The following is a 19384-nucleotide window of genomic DNA, read 5'->3' on the forward strand; positions in this document are numbered from 1 at the left end:
GACGTGAATCGACCTTTAAGCCGCCTCCGCGGCGACCGTGCCGTCCTGCGCCAGGATGGAACCGGCGCGGTCCCACCCCGGCCGGACCGTCAGCGCATCCGTCAGTGCGGCAGTCAGCGCGTCAGCCAGAGCACGAGGCCGAGCCCCACGGCGGCCGCGACGATGATGCCGGCGTAGAGCGGCAGGACCCAGGGCTGCCGCTGGTGCGGGTAACCCTTGGCCGCCCGCTCCGAGGGCGCCCGCTCGTTCTGCCGGGCGATCCGGACCTCCCGGGGCGTCGGCGGCGTCCCGCCGGCCTCCTCGCAGGTCCCGAGCGGGGCCGCGCCGATATCCATGTGCGGGGTCTTGTCGGCGGTGCGGCCGCTGTCGATGTCGCCCTTGAGCTGCGCGGCGGTCGGCGCCTCGGAATCCGGCGGCGGATCGCAGGGCAGGTTCGCGGGCGGCGGCGGGGTCTCGGATCGCAGCGTCATCGGGGGGCTCCACTCTCCGGGGGTAACGCCCGGTGAGCCCCGCCGGCTTCGGCCAGGATGTCGCGGATCTCAGCCGTCTCCGGTGCCCCGCTTCAGCAGCGGCCGCGCGAGCACGGTCCCTTCGTCGGCGAAGCCGGCGGCGGCGCAGAAGGCGCGCAGGGCGGCCTGGTCCGGCCCCGCGGCCAGGAGCAGCCGGTCGCAGCCCGCCTGCCGCGCCGCCCGGCCGGCCGCCTTCAGCAGGACCCGACCGATGCCCCGGCGGCGCGACTCGGCGGCGACCGCGAGGCCGGTGATCAGGCCGAAGGGCCGCGGCGCGTCCAGCGTCCGCACGGGGGCGACGGCGATGAGGCCGCTCGGCGGCCCCCATTCCACGGCGACGAGGGCGATGCCGCCGTCCCGCTGCAGGGCCTCGAGCCGGGCCGCGAGGTCCGCGGTGCCGACCGCGACCCCGACCTCGCTGAGCAGCGCCGCGAGACCCGCGGCGTCCGGCCCCGCGGCGGCGCGGATCTCCAGCCCGTAGCGATTGCCCAAATCCCGCTCCCGATCGGCATGTCCGGCGCATGCATGTCCGGCGGTTCAACGCGTGGCGAGGCCTCTCGACACGGCGCGTCGCGCTCCTGAGGCTCAAACGCGGCGCCGTCCCGCAGATCGCGATCACCGCGGGATCGGCTCCGTCGCGCGCGGCGCCGTCGTGATGCGGCGCGCGCGGAACGCGCCGGGCCGTCCGCGCTTTGCTCTCCCGTCGGCGGATCGGGGAGCGCGCAGCATGGCGGGGCGGGTGACGGATCGAGCCTCCGAAGGGGAGGCCGGCCAGGCGCGGCCGGAGACAGCGCCGGCGCCCGAGGGGCCGGGCCCGCGGTCCGGCATGACCGAGGCAGAGGTCGGGCCGGAGATCGGGGCGGTCGAGCGGCACAAGGCCGAGACGGAGATCGCCGCGGGCGACGTGGCCGACGACCTCGCCGATTTCGCGTAACGGACCGGCGCGCGGGTCGCGCGCCGGCCGGTAACCACGAGCCCGGGTGTTGCCGGGCTCAGGCCGGGCTCAGGCCGTCTCCTTGGCCTTGCGGGAGCGGCTGGCGCGCTTCGGCTTCTCGGCCACTTCCGCGACGGGCTCGGGCTCGGGCGCCGGGGCGGCGGACTTGCGGCGCTGCTGGCCGAGGCCGAGGCTGCGGGCGAGTTCCGAGCGCTGAGCCGAGTAGCTCGCGGCCGTCGACGGATAGTCGCGCGGCAGCCCGAAGCGCTCGCGATACTGCTCGATCGTCAGGCCGTTGCGCGACAGGTGCCGCTTGAGCGTCTTGTACGGCTTGCCGTCGATGAACGAGATCAGGGCGTCCGGCGTCACCGACTTGCGGATCTGGGCCGGCGTCGGCTTGTCGGCCGCCTCGGTGACCGTCGCCGCGGGGGCGGACAGCTTCGTCAGCGCGGCGTGAACGCCGGCGAGCAGACCGGGCAATTCGCTGATCGGCACGGAATTGTTCGAGACATACGCCGAGACGATGTCGGACGCCTGCTCGATAAAGGTCTGCTGCTGCTCAGTGGCGTTGTCGTCCATCGATGATTCCCTCTATCCGACCGTCGAGAGACGGTTCTAACGTCTGTGCAGCAAAATCAAGTCGTCGTCGAGCATTTCCCTACACAATGCCCCCGCCATGAACACGCATATTATTCAAACCGTGGGTCGAGCTGAAATCGACCGTCGAGCAAACCGACACCCCGGAGCCGAAGTTGGACGAGACCGGGCGACGCGGACGGGCGCCGGTTATGCCTTCCGCCGCGATCTCGCCGCGGGCTTCCTCTGCGAAGATCCGTCTCCGGTCTGATGAGAGGCGCAGAACTTCACGCGGCGGCCCGCCGCGATGTCCCGTGAGCCTTCGGGACGGGACGAACGTTTCGGCCGGACTGTCACGTGATCTGCCGCGGACCGGTCATGGCCTCGGAGGCGGCCGGGCGATAAGGATCCGGGCGGGGCAGGATCCGGGGCGATCGGCGTGGACCAGCAAGTGGACCGGCAAGGGGATCACCAAGTGGATCAGCAAGTGGATCAGCGCTCGGAGACGGGCACCGTCTTCGGCGCCATCATCCCGTTCGTGGATCACTGCGGGATCGAGGCGCTCGACGTGCGCGCGGGCCGGACGCGGCTGCGCCTCGCCCTGCGGCCGGAGCACGCCAACAACCTCGGCATCGCCCATGGCGGCGCGCTCTGCACCCTGCTCGACGTCGCCCTGGGGACGGCGGCGCGGCTGCGGGCGGGGCGCCCCGTGGTGACCCTCGACATGCAGACCCGCTTCCTCGCTCCCGGCCGCGGCGTCCTGACCGCCGAGGGACGGGTCACCCGGGCGGGGCGGTCGGTGATCTTCTGCGAGGCCGAGATCCGCGACGAGGCCGGGGAGCTGGTGGCGACCGCCACGGGGCTGCTCAAGCTCGTCGGCGAGCGGCCGGCGCCCGCGTAGGGGCCGCGTAGGGGCCGCGTAGGGGCGTTGTCGCCGGTCGGGACACCGGCGCGGGAGCCCTGCGCGGGAGCCCTGCGCGCCCGTGCGGGGCCGCGACCGCATTGACGTGCGCCCGGCAGGGTGGAAAAGCCTGTGTCATGACGATGCCGGACGACGCGCGCGCAGCCCTGGCTGCGCCTCCCTCCGAGGCCGACGTGACGGCCATGAAGTCCGAGGCCGCGGCGTGGTTCGAGACGCTGCGCGACCGGATCGTCGCCGCTCTGGAGACCCTCGAGGCGGAGGCGGCGGGCCCGTTCCACCCCGACGCGCCCGAGGGCCCCGGGACGTTCGAGAAGACCCCGTGGAACCGGACCGACCATACCGGGCGGCCGGGCGGCGGCGGCGTCATGGCGATGCTGCGGGGCCGCGTCTTCGAGAAGGCCGGCGTGCACATCTCGACGGTGCACGGCGAGTTCGCGCCGGAATTCCGCGCCCAGATGCCCGGCGCCGCCGAGGATCCGCGCTTCTTCGCCACCGGCATCTCGCTGATCGCCCATCCGTGGAACCCGAACGTGCCGACGGTGCACATGAACACCCGGTTCGTCGCGACGACGCGGGCGTGGTTCGGGGGCGGGGCCGACCTGACGCCGGTGCTCGACCGGCGCCGCACGCAGGACGATCCGGACAGCCGCCACTTCCACGCCTGCCTGGCGCGGGCCTGCGCGGCGCACGGCATCGACCACGCCCGCTACAAGGCGTGGTGCGACGAGTATTTCCACCTCAAGCACCGGAACGAGCCGCGCGGCATCGGCGGGATCTTCTACGATTACCTCTGGAGCGGGACGCCGCAGGCCGACCTCGCCTACACCCGCGACGTGGGCCGGGCCTTCCTGGAGGCCTACCCGAAGATCGTGCGCGACAATCTCGGCACGCCCTGGACCGAGGCGGACCGCCACGAGCAGCAGGTGCGGCGGGGCCGCTACGTGGAGTTCAACCTGCTCTACGACCGGGGCACGATCTTCGGCCTGAAGACGGGCGGCAACGTCGCCTCCATCCTCTCCTCGATGCCGCCGACCGTGCGCTGGCCGTGAGTGCGGGTCTGCCGGCCGCCTACGCGCCGCAGCAGGACGCGGCGCTGAAGGCGATCGCCGCGTGGCGGCGGGACGGGGGATCGCAGGTGTTCCGGCTGTTCGGCTATGCCGGCACCGGCAAGACGACGCTCGCCCGCCGGATCGCCGAGGATGTCGACGGCACGGTGGTCTACGGGGCCTTCACCGGCAAGGCGGCCTCGGTGATGCGCCAGAAGGGCTGCTACGACGCCGCCACGATCCACTCGCTGATCTACCGCACCAAGGAGGCGGAGGAGGGCGGGCCGACCTTCACGCTGAACCGCTCGGGCCCGGCCGCCAAGGCGGACCTGATCATCATCGACGAGTGCTCGATGGTCGATTCCGACCTCGGCAACGATCTCCTGTCCTTCGAGCGGCCGGTCCTCGTCCTGGGCGACCCGGCGCAGCTGCCGCCGGTGCGCGGCGGCGGCTTCTTCACCGAGGCTGAGCCCGACGTGATGCTCACCGAGGTGCACCGGCAGGCCAAGGACGACCCGATCGTCCGCATGGCCATGACCGTGCGCGAGGGCGGCCGGCTGGAGCTCGGCAGCTACGGGCAGAGCCGGATCGTGTCGCGCCGCGCCCTGGATCCGGCCGAGGTGCTCGAGTGCGATCAGGTGCTGGTCGGCTTGAACAAGACCCGCCGCCTCTACAATGCACGGCTGCGGGAACTCGCCGGCCACACGGACCCGATGCCGGCGATCGGCGAGAAGCTGGTCTGCCTGCGCAACGACCGGGTGAAGGGCCTGCTCAACGGCTCGACCTGGACCGTGCAGGCCCTGCGCGCGCCGCCGCGTCCGGACCTGATCCGCCTCGACGTGGTGCCGGAGGACGACCCGGCGCTCCGCCGGAAGCCCACCGACATCAAGGTGCTGCGCGCGATGATCTCCGGCACGGACGAGGAGATCCCGCTGTTCCTGCGGCGCGAGACGGACGAGTTCACCTACGGCTACGCGCTGACGGTGCACAAGGCTCAAGGGTCGCAGTGGGATCGGGTCACGCTGTTCGACGAATCCTACGCGTTCCGCGAGCACCGGGCGCGCTGGCTCTACACCGGCCTGACCCGCGCGGCGCAGGCGATCACCGTGGTGGTCTGATCCGGCGCCGCGCGACGTCTCGCTTGTGAAGCGGGACCACGCGTGCTACGCACCGCCCGTCTCATCGAGGCACCTTGCGGAGAGGTGGCAGAGCGGTTGAATGCACCGCACTCGAAATGCGGCATGCCTGCAAGGGCATCGGGGGTTCGAATCCCCCCCTCTCCGCCAAGCACACCCTTAAGTGCCTGATCTTCCAGAAGTGGTTGCACGGTAAGGCTTTCTTGATCCGCCTGTTGTACACACAGGTGGTACACAGTGCCTCTCCCGATGCCCCGACCCTTCAAGCACAAGTTCGGCGTCTACTACCTGCGCAGGCGCGTGCCGGCCGACCTGGTGAAGCTCGTCGGGAAGACCGAGGAGAAGGTCTCGCTCGGGACCAAGGACCCGGCCGAGGCCAAGGCCCGCCACTTCGCCGCGATCTACGAGCTGGAGGAGCGCTGGGCGAACCTGCGCAAGGGCCAGCTGCCACTCACCGGCAAGCAGGTCCAGGCCCTGGCCGGGGACATCTACCGCGCCAAGGTCGCGGAGCACGCGGACGACCCGGGATCCCCCGAGACCTGGCGCCCCCTCGCAGCCGCCGACCGACGCCTTCAGGATCTCAAAAGCCGTACGTCCGGCAAGCCGTCCGCCCTTCGGATGGCCACGGGCTGGTCTGAGGCGGAGGCCGTGATCCGAGCGCGTCACGGCGAAGCCGTCGATGCCTTCCTCGCGAATAAGGGGGTGGTCGTCTCGGACGCGGACCGCCGCCGGATCGTTCTCGCGGCGGCTGAGGCAACCCAGATGGCGCACGAAAGCATCTATCGAAACGCCCAAGGCGACTACTCGCCGGACAACAACGCCGACCGTTTCCCTCCGTCCATCTCGGCTGCGGGACCGGTCACGCTCGCGCCGGTCTGGGCGGACTACCAGCGCCAAGCCGGGCTAAGCGCGGCGACCGTGAAGCGGTGGGAGCCCATCCTCAAGAAGTTCATCGCCTTCGTCGGCGTCGACGACCTCCGCCGCATCACGCAGGCCGACGTGATCAGGTGGCGCGACAGAATGCTGTCCGTAGAGGCGGGTCTCAGCCCGCTGACGGTCCGGGACGTCTACCTGGCCGCTCCGAAGGCGCTGCTGGGGTACGCGTCGGACCAGTCGAAGATCGGCGAAAATCCGGCCGCCAAGGTCACTGTGAGGGCCAAGAAGGGCAAGGGGACGGTCCGCGAGAAGGACTTCAGGGACGAGGAGGCCGAGAAGATCCTGTCGGCGGCCCTGGCCCCGCAGAACGACCTCACCTCCGCGGAACTCAAGGCCGCTCGGCGCTGGGTGCCATGGCTGTGCGCGTATACGGGCGCGCGGGTCAACGAGATGACGCAGCTCCGGCATGAGGACGTCATGCAGATCGACAAGGTCTGGGTGGTGCACATCACGCCGGAGGCTGGCTCGACGAAGACGAACTTCGCGCGGGCCGTGCCCATCCACGACCACCTGATGGAGCAGGGTTTCCTCGATTTCGCCCTGGCCAAGCCTAAGGGACCGCTCTTCTACAGCCCCAAGCGCGCCCGGGGCGGTTCGCCGGGCAACCCGCCTCACGTTCGGATGGGGCAGAAGATCGGGGAGTGGGTCCGGGCCATCGGGGTGGACGACCCCAACGTGCAGCCGAACCATGGCTGGCGGCATCGCTTCAAGACGGTGGGCCGTACGGTGGGCATGGATTCGCAGAAGCTGGACTTCATCCAGGGGCATGCCGCCGATACCGAGGGCGTGAAGTATGGTCGCTTTCCGCCCCCCGCACTGAAGCCCGAGATCGACAAGATCCCTCGCTACGAGGTCGTGCCTGCCGCCGCGCTCGACCGTCGGAAGAAGGGGAGCCGCGCGAAGCCCGCCGCAGGGTCGACTGCGGTCGGCGAAGGGAAGCCCGCCGGCTAGAACATTCTCCGAGCCGGAAATACGGATGCATTTTACCCTTAGACGAGGACGCCCGCGCTTAGCGAGGGCGCCGTCGTAACGTCCGGTCAGGTTAGGACGAAAGCTCGTCCAGGTGCCGAAAATAGAGTCCGTGGTGCCGACATCTGATCAGCGTAGCCGCGGACGTCATCGGCATTGAGATCATGCGGTGGGACCGCTCGCCGTGTCGAAGATCCCACGGCAGTACGCGGCCAAGCGTTCCGGCCGGTCGGCCGCGTCGCGATAGGCGATATGCCCATCTGGTCGGACGAGGACAATCGACGGCTGGCCTTCTAGGCCGTAGGCGCCGTGCGCCTTGCCGTCGAGGTCTGACAGCACCGGCGCACCTCCCGCCTTGAAAGCAGGACCCGCCAGGACGAGACGGGGGCGCACCCAGCCCCAAGGGGCGACGGCCTCAATGGCAGCGCGAAGCGAAGCGCCGGCTTCCGGCGACCGCCCGTCGAAGCACAGCAAGGCCCAGCCCGTCGTCACGCCGTCCGGATTGTAGATGAACGGGAACAGCGACGTCGTCTCGCAGTCAACGGTCACCTCGACCTCCGGAGCCCGCTCGCCGGCCTTCGGTCCGTGCTGGAGGAGGTGTGTCAAACCTGAAAGGTGGTCCTCGTTGAGCGGGCTCTTCGGGTAGCTGACCGAAAGCTGCTGCAGGTCGTCCGTTCCCTGGAGCAGGGCGCCGATGCCCGGCACGACCTTGGCGGCCAGGCCGAGGGCCACGTCCGTAACTGGCCCCCGGTAGACAGTCCGCCTGAAGCCCTTAGCCTGCTGCTCGCTGAGCCGGGCATGCTCGCCACCGCGCTCGGCATCGTAGGAGCCGAGCAACGCCGGAGCCGCCTCTCCCAGCAAGGTCATTGCCAGCCGCCAGGCGATCTCGACGGAATCATGCAGGCCCGCGTTCATGCCCTGGCCGCCGATGGGCAGGGAAAGGTGCCCGGCATCGCCGGCCAGGAACACCCGGCCGCGTGCGTAGCCCGGCGAGACGCCGTACTGGAAGCGGCTGTGGGTCAGCCATTGCGGGTCGGACAGCGTCAGGGTCTCGTCGCCCGTGACATCGCGGGCCACCGTCTGGATCTCGTCGAGCGTCGGGTCTCGGTCCGGCACGCCGGCGTCGTCGGCCAGGAAGAACAGACGGTGATAGCCGCCCCAGACCGGCATCACGCCGCAGAAGCCGCGCTCGTAGTAGAAGAACCAGAGCTGGTCGGGCTCCAGCGACCGCCGCCAGGACAGCTTGGCGTCGACCTGACGGTTCATCCGGCCCTCGAACCGCTCGGGCTCGAAGCCCAGGCCCATCTGGTCGCGCACCGTGCTCTTGGCACCGTCGGCGGCGACGAGGTAGCGGCAGCGTAGGCGCTCCTCAGGCCCGTCGTCTCCATGCCTCGCCATGACGGTCACGCCATCGCCGTCCTGGGCGACGGCCATGACCCTGACGCCGCGCTGCATCCGGCCGCCGCGCTTCTCGTAGGTCTCGATCAAGGTGGACTCGATGACGTCCTGCCCGCTGTAGAGGACCTGCGGGTGGGGGCTGGTGACGTCGTCGATCCGGATCGGCGTCGTCGGCGTGCCGTTCATGAAGAAGTTCACCAGCCGGACCGGGTATGCGCGCTCCGCGATGGCGTCGCGAAGGCCAATGGAGGCCAGAAGTTCCTGGGGCCGCGCCCAAAGGTTGTTGGCCCGGGAATACGCCCGGACATCGGTTCGCTCCTCCATGATCAGGCAATCGACACCGTGGTGGCGCAGGGCACACCCCGTGGTCAGGCCCACGGGGCCGGCGCCGACGACGATGACCTCGGCGTCATAGCTTGCAGTGGTCGCTTCAGATTGCATGAGAGCCTCTGGCTGGAGAACGGAGGGGCTCACGCCGCGCAGATGCCAGGCACGTCCACCTTGCGGAACAGGTGCGGGCTCACCGTCGCGGTCTCAGGATAGTCCGACAGGCGAGCCCGGAACTCCGGGTTGGTGAAGGCGGCCCGGAAGTCGGCGACGCTGTCCCAGACGGCGTAGTTCAGGAACACCCCGCTGCCGGCGATGCCGCGATGCAGCTGGGTCGAGACGAAGCCGGGCTGCCGCGTCATGACCTCCGCGTCGGCCGTCCAGGCGGCGAGCAGCCGGTTGGCATCGGCGGGCTGGGCCACGAAGGTGTTGATCAGGACGACCGGGCCGCCGTCGTCCTTCAATTGCTCCGCCAATGTGACGGTCTGGTCCATCTCGATGAACTTGGGCATGTCAGGCTCCTTGTGTCTGTGATTGAGTTCCAATGGCGGCCGCCGGCTCGGACCCCTCGATCCGTTCCCGCATCTCACGCAGCAGGGAGCCGGCAGCTTCGAACGCCTCCGGCGACAGGCCCGACGTAAGCGCGTCGGCCCAGCGCTCCTGCCGTGCGATGGCCGCGCGATAGGCGGCTTCCCCACTCTCCGTCGCCAAGACCAGCATGGCGCGCCGGTGATGCGGGTTCGGCTCCAGGCGGACAAGGCCGTCCGCCCGCATCTCGTCGACCAGCCGCTGAACGGCCTGCCGCGTCAGGCCCATGTTGCGGGCGATGTGGGCGACGGGCAGCGGCACGGGGGAGAGCGCGATTGCCCCTAACACCTGCCATCTGGCGCTGGTTAGCCCAAGGTCCCCGACGAGCGTGTCGCCGGCGGCGAGCAGTTCGCCGTTGATGCGGAAGACTTCGATGACGAGGCCGGACCAAGCCTCGCGAAGGTGGGCCTGCGCCGACGCATCGACCTGTTTCTTTGCGCTCATGAGGGACAACATAGTCGTCCGACCGAACTCGTCAAGTTGACAATATATTGTCATTTCGGGATGCGTGCCGCCGGGCTTGCGCCGTCCTTGCGCAAGAGACACCAGGTGGACTTTGTGGGGTAGGCTGACCGTCCGGCCGAAGCGGAGCTAGGACTGTCGACCATAGGGACACCAGTCCGGCACCTTGCTCGCGCGCGTCGGGTCGAGCCGGGGCGGGCCGACCGCGACGCTTGCGGCTTGGTCGAGGTCTGTCCGACATGTCGCAGCCCTGGGCCTCACCGCGATGATTGACCGCGAACGGCCATCGGTGCCGGAACGCAAGCATCTTCAAGTCGTTAACGAAGCGGCGCATTCGAGCTTAGCGCCAGGTGGACGTGCTTGGCGCCAGGTGGACGTGAGACCTCTTGACCCTTCCACGACGGTCCACGGCACGGCCCAGGCGCGCCGCCGGGCGCCGATCCGACGCGGTGAGCGCTGAGGCCGCCTTGGACGAAGCCGCCTTCGACCCAGCCGAACTAAAAGGCCTCCTTGCGGCGCTCACCCGCGAGCACGATGACCTGGGCGTCCGTGTCCGCACGCTTTCGCATGCCGCCAAGAGCGCGAACTCGGGCGTCGCGCTGCATGGTCATTATCTGGCCTTCCGCAGTGGGGTGCCCACCGTCGAGGAGTTCATCGACCTTCTCACAACGAAGATCATCTCGTTTTGCATGTCCAGGAAGTCCATCAACGACGCGAGTGCGAGTTGTAAGGATCTGTCGGACCAAAAGAAGATCGAGAAGGTGCTCGCCTTGCGCAACAAGGCGGTCGACATGTTCAAGAAAGCTCAGAAAAGCACCAACCGCAATGGGGAGTTCGGAGAGCTCATCACCTACCTGCTGATCGAGTATGTCCTTAAGGCACCGCAGCTCGTAGCGAAGATGAGCCTCAAGACGAACAGGCAGATGCCGGTCCACGGATCCGACGGCATACACTTCAGCTTCGACGAGGCGACCGGAGGGCTCACCCTGCTCTGGGGCGAATCCAAGTGCTACGCTTCCGTGACGAAGGCCATATCGGAGGCGGTCAAGTCCGTGGCCGAGAACCTTGAGCACGAGAAGATGAAGCACGAGCTGTTCCTGATCGAGCAGCACGGCGACCTGTCTGCCTTCCCGGAGGCCGGTCAGAAAGCGATCCTGTCGTTCCTCGATCCGTACGATGAAAATTATAACAAGCGCATCGACCGATCGGTCATCCTGATCGCGTTCGACTTCCAACGATTCGCAGACATGAACGCCCTGAAGCCGTCCGAAGTCGAGGCTGCATTCGAGACCGCTTTGCGCGCCGAGCTCATCGAGTGCGCCAACCGTCTCGACGGGCATCTCAAGACGCATGGTATCGAGCATCACGCTCTCGACGTCTTCTTCCTGCCGGTGCCGTCCATCGGCGACCTCCGCGCCGGGTTTCAGGACAAGATCGGCTGGGCGGCGTGATCGAAGAGCTGAGCGACCGGATCTGGGGGCATCCCGAGTTCCATGCCCAGAGAGCCGGGTTGGGCGGCATGTGGCTCCAGCGGGAGCTCGGGATCGATCCGACGCTATCCGTGTCCGACGCCGACCTGCTGCGTTGCGTCCAGGCTGCCACGGTCCTCGCGCTGTCCGAAAGCCATGAGCGCCAGGGTGCGGCATACGGCATTGCGGCATGCGCGGCCGGCCTGGACCGGGAGGATCTCCCTGGGCTGGCCGGCGTCTTGCGTATCGTGCTCAGCCGCCTCGGGAACTTTCCGGCACTCGGCTCGGCCCCGCACGTCGAAACCTTCCGGCGCCTGCCGTTGCTGACCGCCCTCGCGGAGGAGGTGCGTCGCGAGGGCAACCGCGTCAGCCTAGGCGACGTCTCGGTCGACCTGACGGATTTCCAGCGTCATCTCTGGCGCGAGCTCGACGGTGGCGCAAACGTCTCGGTGTCAGCCCCGACCTCCGCTGGCAAGTCTTTCGTCCTCCAAGCGTACCTGCGTAGCCTGGCGAGGAGCGGGAAGCTTTCCGTCGCCTGCTACATCGTCCCCAGCCGTGCGCTGATCGCCCAGGTCACCGATGCTGTCGCCGCGTGGCGCCGCTCCGACGAGCTTAGGGATTTCCGGATCGTGAACACGCCGTTGCCGGCGGAGACCCGGCTTCCGGAACGTGCGATCTACGTCCTGACCCAGGAGCGGCTGCAGGCGATCATGGGATCCCACCCCGGCTTCGTCGCCGACGTGGTCATCTCGGACGAGGCGCAGGGCATCGAGGACGGTTCCAGGGGCGTACTGCTGCAGGACGTGGTGGACCAGCTGATAGCCAAGCGGCCAGGGGCGCAGTTCATTTTCGCCGGCCCCAACATCCGGGACCCCGAGGTCTTCGGCCGGATCTTCGATCTGTCCGACCTGCGACCGGTGTCGACCCGCTCGCCCGCTGTGCTCCAGAACCTAATAGTCGTGAAGACGCGCTCGCCGCGCCAGAAGCTGGTCATCGAGCGCATGGCGGCTGATGGGAGACAGGAGCTCGGTCAGGTCGAAGTCGGGATGCCGCTGCCGTCCATCAAGGAGCGCCTCGTCCGCGTCGCCGAGAGGTTCGGTCAGTCGAAGCCGTCTATCGTCTATGCCAACGGTCCCAAGGAGGCCGAGGATATTGCGCTAGGGCTCATGGAGGTGTCGACCGCCGACGCGTCGGAAAGCCCGCGCATCGCGGAACTCATCGCACTGATCAAGGCGGCGGTGCACGACCAGTACGATCTCGTGAGATGCCTGGAGAAGCAAGTCGGCTTCCACTACGGCCGCATCCCCGCCATCGTACGCCGCGGAGTGGAGGCGGCGTTCGCCGATGGAGACATCAAGTACCTCGTCACGACCAGCACCCTGATCCAGGGCGTCAATTTCCCCGCTGCCAACCTGTTCGCGTGCAAGCCCAAGAAGGGCAATGCCGGTCCTTTGGGAACCGCCGAGTTCTGGAATCTCGCCGGACGTGCCGGGCGGCTTGGCCGCGAGTTTCAGGGAAACGTTTTCCTGATCGATTACGACGATTGGGAAACTAAGCCGGCCGACGAGGGAAACGAGGTCGATGTTCAGAGCGCCCTCAAGCGGACGTTGGGGAGCAAGCTGGACGACGTGGTGGAATGTGCCGTCGCAGCCGTTCCCAAGCTCGAAAGGCCAGAGGTCGTCGACATCGAGGCGACGTTCGGCCGACTGCTCGCGGACCTCGGCTCCGGCCGACTGAACGCGACCCTCGACAGATGCGGCGTAGCTCAGGATGACCGAGGGCGGCTCGTCGAGGCACTTGAGAGGGCTCGTGAACGGATCACGCTTCCTCGCGAGGTTCTAGCCAAGTCGCCTACGGTTTCTCCCCTCCGACAGCAGCGGTTGGCCGACTACTTCGAGGCGGAGATCAAGGGCGGTGGCATAGCGCGCCTTGAGGAGCTCCTGCCTCGCCATCCGCGCGACGAGGATGCCTGGAAGTACCTCTCGGAGGTCTTTCGCGTGTGCCACGAGCAACTCATGAGCCTGGACGTACCCAGATTGCATCTACGCATGGCGGCAATCGCCTTGAAGTGGATGCAGGGCAAGCAGCTTCCGGACATCATCGAGGAGTATCGGCGTCGCTCCCCCGACGTGAAATTGCGTCCAGCGATCAGAAACACCCTCAAGGATATCGAGGAGGAAATCCGGTTCAGGTACTTCAGGCTTTCACTCTGTTATCTGGCTGTCTTGGAGCACGTTCTCGTTCGAACGGGCCACGAGGACTACATCAGAAGCCTGCCACCGTTGCCCGGTTTCCTGGAGGTCGGGGCGTCCGATCCCACGATGATCAGCTTCGTCGGCCTGGGCATCTCGCGCTTCGTGGCGAGCTTCCTCACGGAGCAGACGTTGGACAAGCGCATGGACGAGCCGACCGCGCTTGCGTGGCTGAGAGCGCAGGATCTCGACGCTATGCTCGGCAGCGGCCTAATGCGTCTCGACGTGCAGCGCGCCCTGGCGAACGCACCTATACCCTAGGCTTATTGCGGGCTGTCTGAATCGTCAGCTCGCGTTGGGGCGACGCACTTCTTGTAGGAAAACCGAGCCCACGTGCCGTCCACCCGCACCGCCCTAAAGCATTGCGAGCCGTAGTCCGCGCTCTGTACCTCGAAATGGTCGACGCCGGGGCCTGACCTTTCATCGTATTCGGGATGCCGCTGGAACAAGCCGGAAAGTTCTGCGGCATCGGCGTCGGACACCCGGTCACCGGGCTTGTAGCGCTTCAGCATCGACTTGAAGTGGTCGCTTGCCGATAGCTGGTTAGGGAAGGTTCGAGAGGGCAGGACGACCGGTTTTCCACGCGCCATGGGTGCGGCTCCGCTTCAGCCCCTTATATTTGGGGTCGCGAAGCTCGTGTCGCTAGGGCAAAGCTTGTAGAAGATGAGGGTGGGATAGAGCATACCGATCTCTCCCCAACCCCTCAGCAGGGGGCGCAGGAAAATTCAGCGCACATCGCCGCCACAACTTGATCCTCGTTTCTTATCATCGCTGTAAGGTCAAGCTTCCCTAGCGCGACTGCTGCGACAGAAATACGCTTGCGTGCGAACGTTTGACCGACAGTCGTGCCAAGCCCTGTGGATACCGGCGCCGGGACTTGCCCTCGCGTCGCGGCCAGGACAGGGTTGTGCATTAAGGAGAAGTCGTCATGAAACGCGCAGGCCTGCACTCGTCCGACTGATCCCGGAGTGCCGCCGCGTGCTGAGCCTCCGCGCCTGCGAGAGGCTTTCGTGCCCGATATACTATTCACTTCCGACAGCCACGTAGGCCACGCCAATCTCGTGGAAGGAGAGCTGCGCACGCGCCGGCCGTTCTCCACCATCGAGGAGCACGATGAGGCCCTGGTCGCCGCTTGGAACGCCGCGGTCGGGCCCGATGACACGGTCTGGCATCTCGGCGACTTCTGCTACCGCTGCAGGGAGGGTTACGCCCGGTCAGTCTTTGCCCGCCTGAACGGCCGGCGACGATTCCTCGTGTGCGGCAATCATGACCGTATTTCGGTGCGCCTGTCCTGGGATGGCATCTACGACGTCGCGCAGGTGTCCGTGCCCGATCCGGCGACCGGCGCGCCTGTGGGCCTATTCCTGTTCCACTACGCGTGTCGGGTATGGCCACGGATGCACCGCGGGGACATCCACCTCTACGGACACTCTCACGGTACACTGTCCGGCACCGCAGCGAGCACCGACGTTGGGGTGGACTGCTTCAACTTCCGGCCCGTCACCTTCGGCGAGATCCTCGTGCGCCTAGCCGAGAACGCCCTGGCCCAGGGGGACGCATCGTGACCACAAGCCAAAATCGCATATGGATCTGGTCGGATATCCACGCTGAGTGGGCAGAGAACGCCTGGGACCCTGCAGCCCATGCGCCGGTCGCTGGCTTCGATGTTGCTGTCGTCGCTGGCGACGTCCACACACCTCTCACCTGTTCCTTGGACTGGCTGGGCGAACGAATGCGAGGAGCGGTGGTAGCTTATATCCCAGGCAACCATGACTTCTATTACAATGGTGGCGAGGACCGTTACACAATCTACGATCAGATCGAGCGCGGCCGCGACCGCGCTGCGGCTCTTGGCATCCATCTACTGCTCGACGCCGCCGTCGTCGTCGGTGGCATGCGGATAATGGGCGGCACACTATGGACCAACTTCGGCCTGAGCCCCCACGGCCTATCCCACGCGTTCAGGACCGCCCAGGGCCGTTTTGGTATGAACGACTACCGCCGGATCCGGACGGGCACCCGTTCCCGGAACAGGATCGAGCCAGGCGAGGTGCTGGCGATGCACCGTGCGACCAGGGGTTTCATCGAGGATGAGCTTGCTCGCCTTCACGATGGCCCGACAGTCGTAGTGACACACCATGCCCCGCACCCAGCGAGCCTGCCGGACCCGCATGCCGACCTTTCGTGGTGCTACGCCTCTGATCTCACGGACCTGATCCAGGAGCGTGGGCCGAACCTATGGGTGCACGGACATGTGCACCGGGCCGCCGACTACCAAGTCGGACGGACGAGGGTCGTCTGCAACCCGCGCGGCCACTGCAACGAGCAGTCGGGCTTCGTGCCGGACCGAGTGATCCACCTTTAGCGAGGCAGTGGCGAAGTCCAGCCAAGGGGGGCCAAATCGCCATACCAAGCGGCAGTGCCGGTCAGGTCCATCGGCTTCGTAGTTGACCGCATCATGAGGCCCGCATCCGCTGCCGCGATGGCCAGGATCCCGAAAACCACGATAACGACGACTGAGGCCGTCCACCATTGCGTGCGCCGGTAAGCCTGGATGGCGTCATCCAACGGCTGCTTGGCAAGTACGTTATAGTCGGCGTCATCAAGGAAGGCATAGAGCTTGGTCCGCCAGGTGTCGCGGGACGCCTCGACCAGCTGGAGGAACTTCCAGTTCGTCCGTACCGTCATGAGGTACGAGAACCCCACGTAAGCCGCCACCGCCACGTAGACCAAGGTGAGCTTCGAGCCGTCTATCCCGGTCTTGGTCAGGTCTGTCGTGACGCGAACCGCCTGGAGACCGATGACGATTGCGACGTCGCGCCAGACTCCGGCGGAGAGGTCGCGAGCCTGCTGCATGAGCTTCTGGACCTCGTCGGCAAGGGTCTTCCTGAGGTCGGCCAGTGCCTTCAGGGTGTCCTTGCTGCCGCTGCGCAGGTGCGCCTTGTAGACCAGCGACGCCGAGTCCAGCGCCGGCTCCAGGCGCTCTGCGAGACCCTCGCCGAAGGTCTTTTCGGGCTTCCACTCCCGGGCGAGCTCAGCCGTCAGGAAGGTGTGGCGAACCTCGATGTCCGTGCCTTCGAGGTAGGTCCAGCGTGCGGCCTTCTGCAGGATGGCGAATGCCGGATCCCCGGCCGGGGCCTCTCCGAGCTCGATCCTTCGCGGGGGCTGCCCCGCCAGGGCCACGCGGGATGCGTTCCCATCACGGTAGAGCTCGGTCGGAATAGAGCGGACGATCATCGACGCCGCGACTTCTCGCCAGCACGCGAAAGCCGTCGAACCCTCCACGCCATCGCCGAGAAGGACCCATGGATGGATCGCACGCGGCGCCATTAGGTCCGCGGACTGGCATCGGACCTGGCGCCGAGGCCCCGTGTCGGAGCGTTCGGGAGGGGGCTCGGCAGCCGCCGGCTCGTCGGTCCATGGCTCAACGCGGAAGCCTTCCGTGGTGAACGCAGCGTCGTCGAAGGCGAGCCGGACGACGCTGGCCTGATAAGGGGCGACCTTGCCGAGCAGGAAGGTGCGCCAGCCCTCGACCGTGAAGACGTGGGCGGCGTGGTCCGCGGGCTTGAACTGGACCGTGATCCGAGCCCGGTCGCCATCCCGAACTTCCTCGGGATCCACGACGTCGTCGGACGGGTCCACGCAAGTGAGACGAAGCCAGCCGCCCTCGTTAGCGACCGACTGCCAGGCCGTGAGGGCGTCACGGCTCAGGCAGCCGGTCACTCGAAGGTGACCCGCGTCCTCGCTGATCGAGCAGTCGGGCGCCGCCCGGCTGAGCTCAACCGCGTCGTGAACCTGTCTCGAACTCAGGACTGACGGGCGAACTCGGGATTTTGCAGACTTAACCGGCGGAAATCGGGCCATTTCGGTGCCAGAAGGTGGGTCGATAAGCCACTTCCGCCAATTCTCCGCCGAAAATTTTTACGGCTCAACGCCGAAGCGAGGAGAGTGGGAGGATCTGCCATACTTAACAAATCATATCTATTGGTGGTTTGATCTGAATGGAATTCTGATCTTCGATCTAAGGTTGGAGCTAGCAGACCGCTCCCGGCGCATCAGGTATTTCGCCTACGAGGATGGCGGCTCTTCGATAGAGCCCAGCTTGGTCAGGCAGATGATAATTGACGAACTTGGTGTTGATCCCGGCGGATGGCGGGATCCGGTGCTGCCGAAGGCGCCGACCGTTGAGGAGCTACAATTCCAAGCCAAGATAGATGCGATGGCAGAGGAATATTATGCTAACCCCTCGGCCTTTGATGACCAGGGGCATTCGGCGCCTGCGTTATGAAAGGACCGGCGTAACGCAGCGCTATGTGCGTTACACCGGTTCACCGGGAAGGCTCGCCACGAGGCAGGCATGCTGATCTCCGACATGATGCAGCCGGCCGGGCGCGTGTTCCTGAAGTCGGAGTGGGGGCCAATCAACGACTACTGGCCGTGCGTCTCCTTCACCAAGCCGTCGGTCGGGGCTTGGCTTCGAAGGGAGTTCGTGCCGGGGCGCGACGTGCTCGTCTACGTCGGCACCACCAGTCCGGCCTCCACGGAAAATCCTGACCACCGGAGCTGCCTGCTTTCGGCCGTCGTCATCGAGCCCAACCAGATCCTGGAGACGAAGAAGATCGTCCCGGTGGAGAGTTGGAACAACTCAATCGAGCATCACGGGGACCGGTGGCCGCACGCTCTGGCCGCGATCCGCGCGGCGGATATCTTGGGTCCGCCCTATCCCGAGGCGCGGAGGGTGATGCCGAAGTCGTACCGGTCCTTCTCCGAGATCGCCAACCGCGGCAACGTCATTGAGGCCCATCCCGATGAACGGGCGGCCATCATGGCGCTTGAGATCAAACCGCTGACGCTCACGCTGCGTGAGGGCGTCGCCGCCTACATCGGCCTCCGGGAGAGCACGAGCCCCGCCATCGACAAGACGATCCGGCAGGAGGCATCGCGGATGACCCAACTGATCTGCGAGCGGGTCAGCAGGGGAGGCGAGCAGAACGTACGGATCAACCCACAACGGTTCGCCCCTCCGTTCGCCGAGATGAACGCCCTGATCCTGCGGCTTTGGCTGGACGTGCAACGAGGCAAGTGCGCCCTGTGCAGAGGCCCCCTGGTCGCCTCCACCGGAAACCCGATGCTCAAGGCGTCCGCCGACCGCATCGACAGCGCCAACGGCTCCTACGACGCCGCCAACGTCCAGATCACGCACCTCGCCTGCAACCTCGCGAAGAACAAGTACGGGCAGGAGCAGTTCGACGATTGGGTGCTGGCCGTCCGGGGCGTCCAGCCCGAGACAAACTCTGACCCATCACCACCTCGCGCGCGAGGTGATCAGGATCTTACGTATTCAACCTGACTTGAGGGTAGCGACCGCCACCATGCGTCTGGTGCCCGAAAGGCGTCGTAGGTCAACCGCAGGACGGTCTCCGGCTGCCGATGCGACGGGTCGATCCTGCCGCGCTCCTCGTTGCGGGCGAGGAGCATTTTCCACGACAGGTCGAACACCTTCCATTCGACCGACAAGCCGTATCGCTCGATGACCTGAAGCTCGGCCTTGAACACCTCGCGGGTCAAGTGGGTGTCGGCCATCACCACGCTGAACCCCGCTGCCAGGGCCGCATCCAGGGCAGCGACCTTCACGCTGTGAAGGAGCCCGCGCGCCTCCTCATCCCAGCCCGTCCGGCGCACTTGCCACTAGACCTGACGGTCCGGCGGCCAGAATGTCTGGCGCAGGTCGTCCAGGGTGAGGTGCACCCAGCCCTGCAGCGGGTCGTATCGGCGCGCGTAGGTCGTCTTGCCCGCACCGGGGCACCCGATCAGCCCCACCACCCTCTGCCGGCGCGGGGGTGCCTCAACGTCCATGGAG

Annotated in this window: 18 protein-coding genes, 1 tRNA gene and 1 pseudogene; 11 read left to right on the forward strand and 9 right to left on the reverse strand. The window is 67.0% G+C overall.

From position 1 onward, the window contains the following. Nucleotides 1-113 precede the first annotated feature (113 nt). From BLW78_RS01000 to BLW78_RS01015, 3 genes are all read right to left on the reverse strand, one after another. The gene (locus BLW78_RS01000) at nt 114-470 is read right to left on the reverse strand and encodes a hypothetical protein (protein ID WP_020091135.1); all 357 of its coding nucleotides are present in this window, start codon (nt 468-470) and stop codon (nt 114-116) included. A gap of 69 nt (nt 471-539) precedes the next feature. Beyond that, nucleotides 540-1001, reverse strand: a complete 462-nt coding sequence (locus BLW78_RS01005; RefSeq protein WP_091675813.1) for a GNAT family N-acetyltransferase — start codon at nt 999-1001, stop codon at nt 540-542. A 511-nt stretch (nt 1002-1512) separates the two neighbouring features. After that, the gene (locus tag BLW78_RS01015) at nt 1513-2022 is read right to left on the reverse strand and encodes a Ros/MucR family transcriptional regulator (RefSeq protein ID WP_091675820.1); all 510 of its coding nucleotides are present in this window, start codon (nt 2020-2022) and stop codon (nt 1513-1515) included. A 484-nt stretch (nt 2023-2506) separates the two neighbouring features. Between BLW78_RS01015 and BLW78_RS01020 the strand changes: the two genes are divergently transcribed. The 5 genes from BLW78_RS01020 (at nt 2507) to BLW78_RS01040 (ending at nt 7010) form a co-directional block, all read left to right on the forward strand. After that, entirely contained in the window at nt 2507-2920 is a 414-nt protein-coding gene (locus BLW78_RS01020; protein WP_091675823.1) for a PaaI family thioesterase, read from the forward strand. Nucleotides 2921-3057: 137 nt separating this feature from the next. Then, entirely contained in the window at nt 3058-3990 is a 933-nt protein-coding gene (gene hemF, locus BLW78_RS01025) for an oxygen-dependent coproporphyrinogen oxidase (RefSeq protein ID WP_091675826.1), read from the forward strand. Further along, nucleotides 3987-5105, forward strand: coding sequence for an ATP-dependent DNA helicase (locus BLW78_RS01030; RefSeq protein ID WP_012321591.1), 1119 nt, complete (start codon nt 3987-3989; stop codon nt 5103-5105). The genes hemF and BLW78_RS01030 overlap by 4 nt, the downstream gene beginning before the upstream one ends. A 78-nt stretch (nt 5106-5183) precedes the next feature. After that, nucleotides 5184-5273 (forward strand) — tRNA-Ser (locus tag BLW78_RS01035). Nucleotides 5274-5372: 99 nt separating this feature from the next. After that, nucleotides 5373-7010 carry a DUF6538 domain-containing protein gene (locus tag BLW78_RS01040; RefSeq protein WP_091675828.1) on the forward strand — a complete coding sequence of 546 codons (1638 nt, stop codon included), beginning with the start codon at nt 5373-5375 and terminating at the stop codon, nt 7008-7010. 180 nt (nt 7011-7190) lie between these two features. On the opposite strand, the gene BLW78_RS01045 is transcribed toward BLW78_RS01040, so the two are convergent. From BLW78_RS01045 to BLW78_RS01055, 3 genes are read right to left on the reverse strand one after another with little or no spacing between them, the layout of a single operon-like run. Beyond that, nucleotides 7191-8867: an FAD-dependent monooxygenase gene (locus BLW78_RS01045; RefSeq protein ID WP_091675831.1), complete on the reverse strand. Its 1677-nt coding sequence runs from the start codon at nt 8865-8867 to the stop codon at nt 7191-7193. A 29-nt stretch (nt 8868-8896) separates the two neighbouring features. Beyond that, nucleotides 8897-9265, reverse strand: a complete 369-nt coding sequence (locus BLW78_RS01050) for an antibiotic biosynthesis monooxygenase family protein (protein ID WP_091675833.1) — start codon at nt 9263-9265, stop codon at nt 8897-8899. A gap of 1 nt (nt 9266) precedes the next feature. Next, the gene (locus BLW78_RS01055; protein ID WP_091676460.1) at nt 9267-9785 is read right to left on the reverse strand and encodes a MarR family winged helix-turn-helix transcriptional regulator; all 519 of its coding nucleotides are present in this window, start codon (nt 9783-9785) and stop codon (nt 9267-9269) included. 467 nt (nt 9786-10252) lie between these two features. On the opposite strand from BLW78_RS01055, the gene BLW78_RS01060 reads away from it, so the two are divergent. Beyond that, complete coding sequence (locus tag BLW78_RS01060; RefSeq protein WP_091675835.1) at nt 10253-11254, forward strand: HamA C-terminal domain-containing protein; 1002 nt, start codon at nt 10253-10255, stop codon at nt 11252-11254. Then, complete coding sequence (locus BLW78_RS01065; protein ID WP_091675837.1) at nt 11251-13785, forward strand: DEAD/DEAH box helicase; 2535 nt, start codon at nt 11251-11253, stop codon at nt 13783-13785. The genes BLW78_RS01060 and BLW78_RS01065 overlap by 4 nt, the downstream gene beginning before the upstream one ends. A gap of 2 nt (nt 13786-13787) precedes the next feature. On the opposite strand, the gene BLW78_RS01070 is transcribed toward BLW78_RS01065, so the two are convergent. Continuing rightward, nucleotides 13788-14114 (reverse strand): DCL family protein, encoded by a 327-nt coding sequence (locus tag BLW78_RS01070; protein WP_091675839.1) that lies wholly within the window; start codon nt 14112-14114, stop codon nt 13788-13790. 420 nt (nt 14115-14534) lie between these two features. Here BLW78_RS01070 and BLW78_RS01075 point away from each other — a divergent pair, with 420 nt between their 5' ends. Further along, nucleotides 14535-15089, forward strand: a complete 555-nt coding sequence (locus BLW78_RS01075) for a metallophosphoesterase (RefSeq protein ID WP_091675841.1) — start codon at nt 14535-14537, stop codon at nt 15087-15089. After that, complete coding sequence (locus BLW78_RS01080) at nt 15083-15889, forward strand: metallophosphoesterase (RefSeq protein WP_091676462.1); 807 nt, start codon at nt 15083-15085, stop codon at nt 15887-15889. The genes BLW78_RS01075 and BLW78_RS01080 overlap by 7 nt, the downstream gene beginning before the upstream one ends. On the opposite strand, the gene BLW78_RS01085 is transcribed toward BLW78_RS01080, so the two are convergent. Beyond that, nucleotides 15886-17247: a hypothetical protein gene (locus BLW78_RS01085; RefSeq protein WP_091675844.1), complete on the reverse strand. Its 1362-nt coding sequence runs from the start codon at nt 17245-17247 to the stop codon at nt 15886-15888. The two genes, BLW78_RS01080 and BLW78_RS01085, sit on opposite strands and share 4 nt — an antisense overlap. 145 nt (nt 17248-17392) lie before the next feature. Here BLW78_RS01085 and BLW78_RS30860 point away from each other — a divergent pair, with 145 nt between their 5' ends. Both BLW78_RS30860 and BLW78_RS01090 read left to right on the forward strand, forming a co-directional pair. Beyond that, nucleotides 17393-17812 (forward strand): hypothetical protein, encoded by a 420-nt coding sequence (locus BLW78_RS30860; protein ID WP_139307664.1) that lies wholly within the window; start codon nt 17393-17395, stop codon nt 17810-17812. Nucleotides 17813-17881: 69 nt separating this feature from the next. Beyond that, nucleotides 17882-18874 (forward strand): hypothetical protein, encoded by a 993-nt coding sequence (locus tag BLW78_RS01090; protein WP_091675847.1) that lies wholly within the window; start codon nt 17882-17884, stop codon nt 18872-18874. On the opposite strand, the pseudogene BLW78_RS01095 reads toward BLW78_RS01090, so the two are convergent. Then, a pseudogene (locus BLW78_RS01095) lies at nt 18850-19380 on the reverse strand (AAA family ATPase). The gene BLW78_RS01090 and the pseudogene BLW78_RS01095 sit on opposite strands and share 25 nt — an antisense overlap. Nucleotides 19381-19384: the final 4 nt, after the last annotated feature.

The organism is Methylobacterium sp. 275MFSha3.1 (assembly GCF_900108435.1).
Taxonomy (GTDB): domain Bacteria; phylum Pseudomonadota; class Alphaproteobacteria; order Rhizobiales; family Beijerinckiaceae; genus Methylobacterium.

Bases quoted from the DNA above. Each gene is read 5' to 3' on its own strand.
- BLW78_RS01000 (WP_020091135.1), bottom strand. From the start codon at position 470: ATGACGCTGCGATCCGAGACCCCGCCGCCGCCCGCGAACCTGCCCTGC.
- BLW78_RS01015 (WP_091675820.1), bottom strand. From the start codon at position 2,022: ATGGACGACAACGCCACTGAGCAGCAGCAGACCTTTATCGAGCAGGCG.
- hemF (WP_091675826.1), top strand. From the start codon at position 3,058: ATGACGATGCCGGACGACGCGCGCGCAGCCCTGGCTGCGCCTCCCTCC.
- BLW78_RS01040 (WP_091675828.1), top strand. From the start codon at position 5,373: ATGCCCCGACCCTTCAAGCACAAGTTCGGCGTCTACTACCTGCGCAGG.
- BLW78_RS01045 (WP_091675831.1), bottom strand. From the start codon at position 8,867: ATGCAATCTGAAGCGACCACTGCAAGCTATGACGCCGAGGTCATCGTC.
- BLW78_RS01050 (WP_091675833.1), bottom strand. From the start codon at position 9,265: ATGCCCAAGTTCATCGAGATGGACCAGACCGTCACATTGGCGGAGCAA.
- BLW78_RS01055 (WP_091676460.1), bottom strand. From the start codon at position 9,785: ATGAGCGCAAAGAAACAGGTCGATGCGTCGGCGCAGGCCCACCTTCGC.
- BLW78_RS01070 (WP_091675839.1), bottom strand. From the start codon at position 14,114: ATGGCGCGTGGAAAACCGGTCGTCCTGCCCTCTCGAACCTTCCCTAAC.
- BLW78_RS01090 (WP_091675847.1), top strand. From the start codon at position 17,882: ATGCTGATCTCCGACATGATGCAGCCGGCCGGGCGCGTGTTCCTGAAG.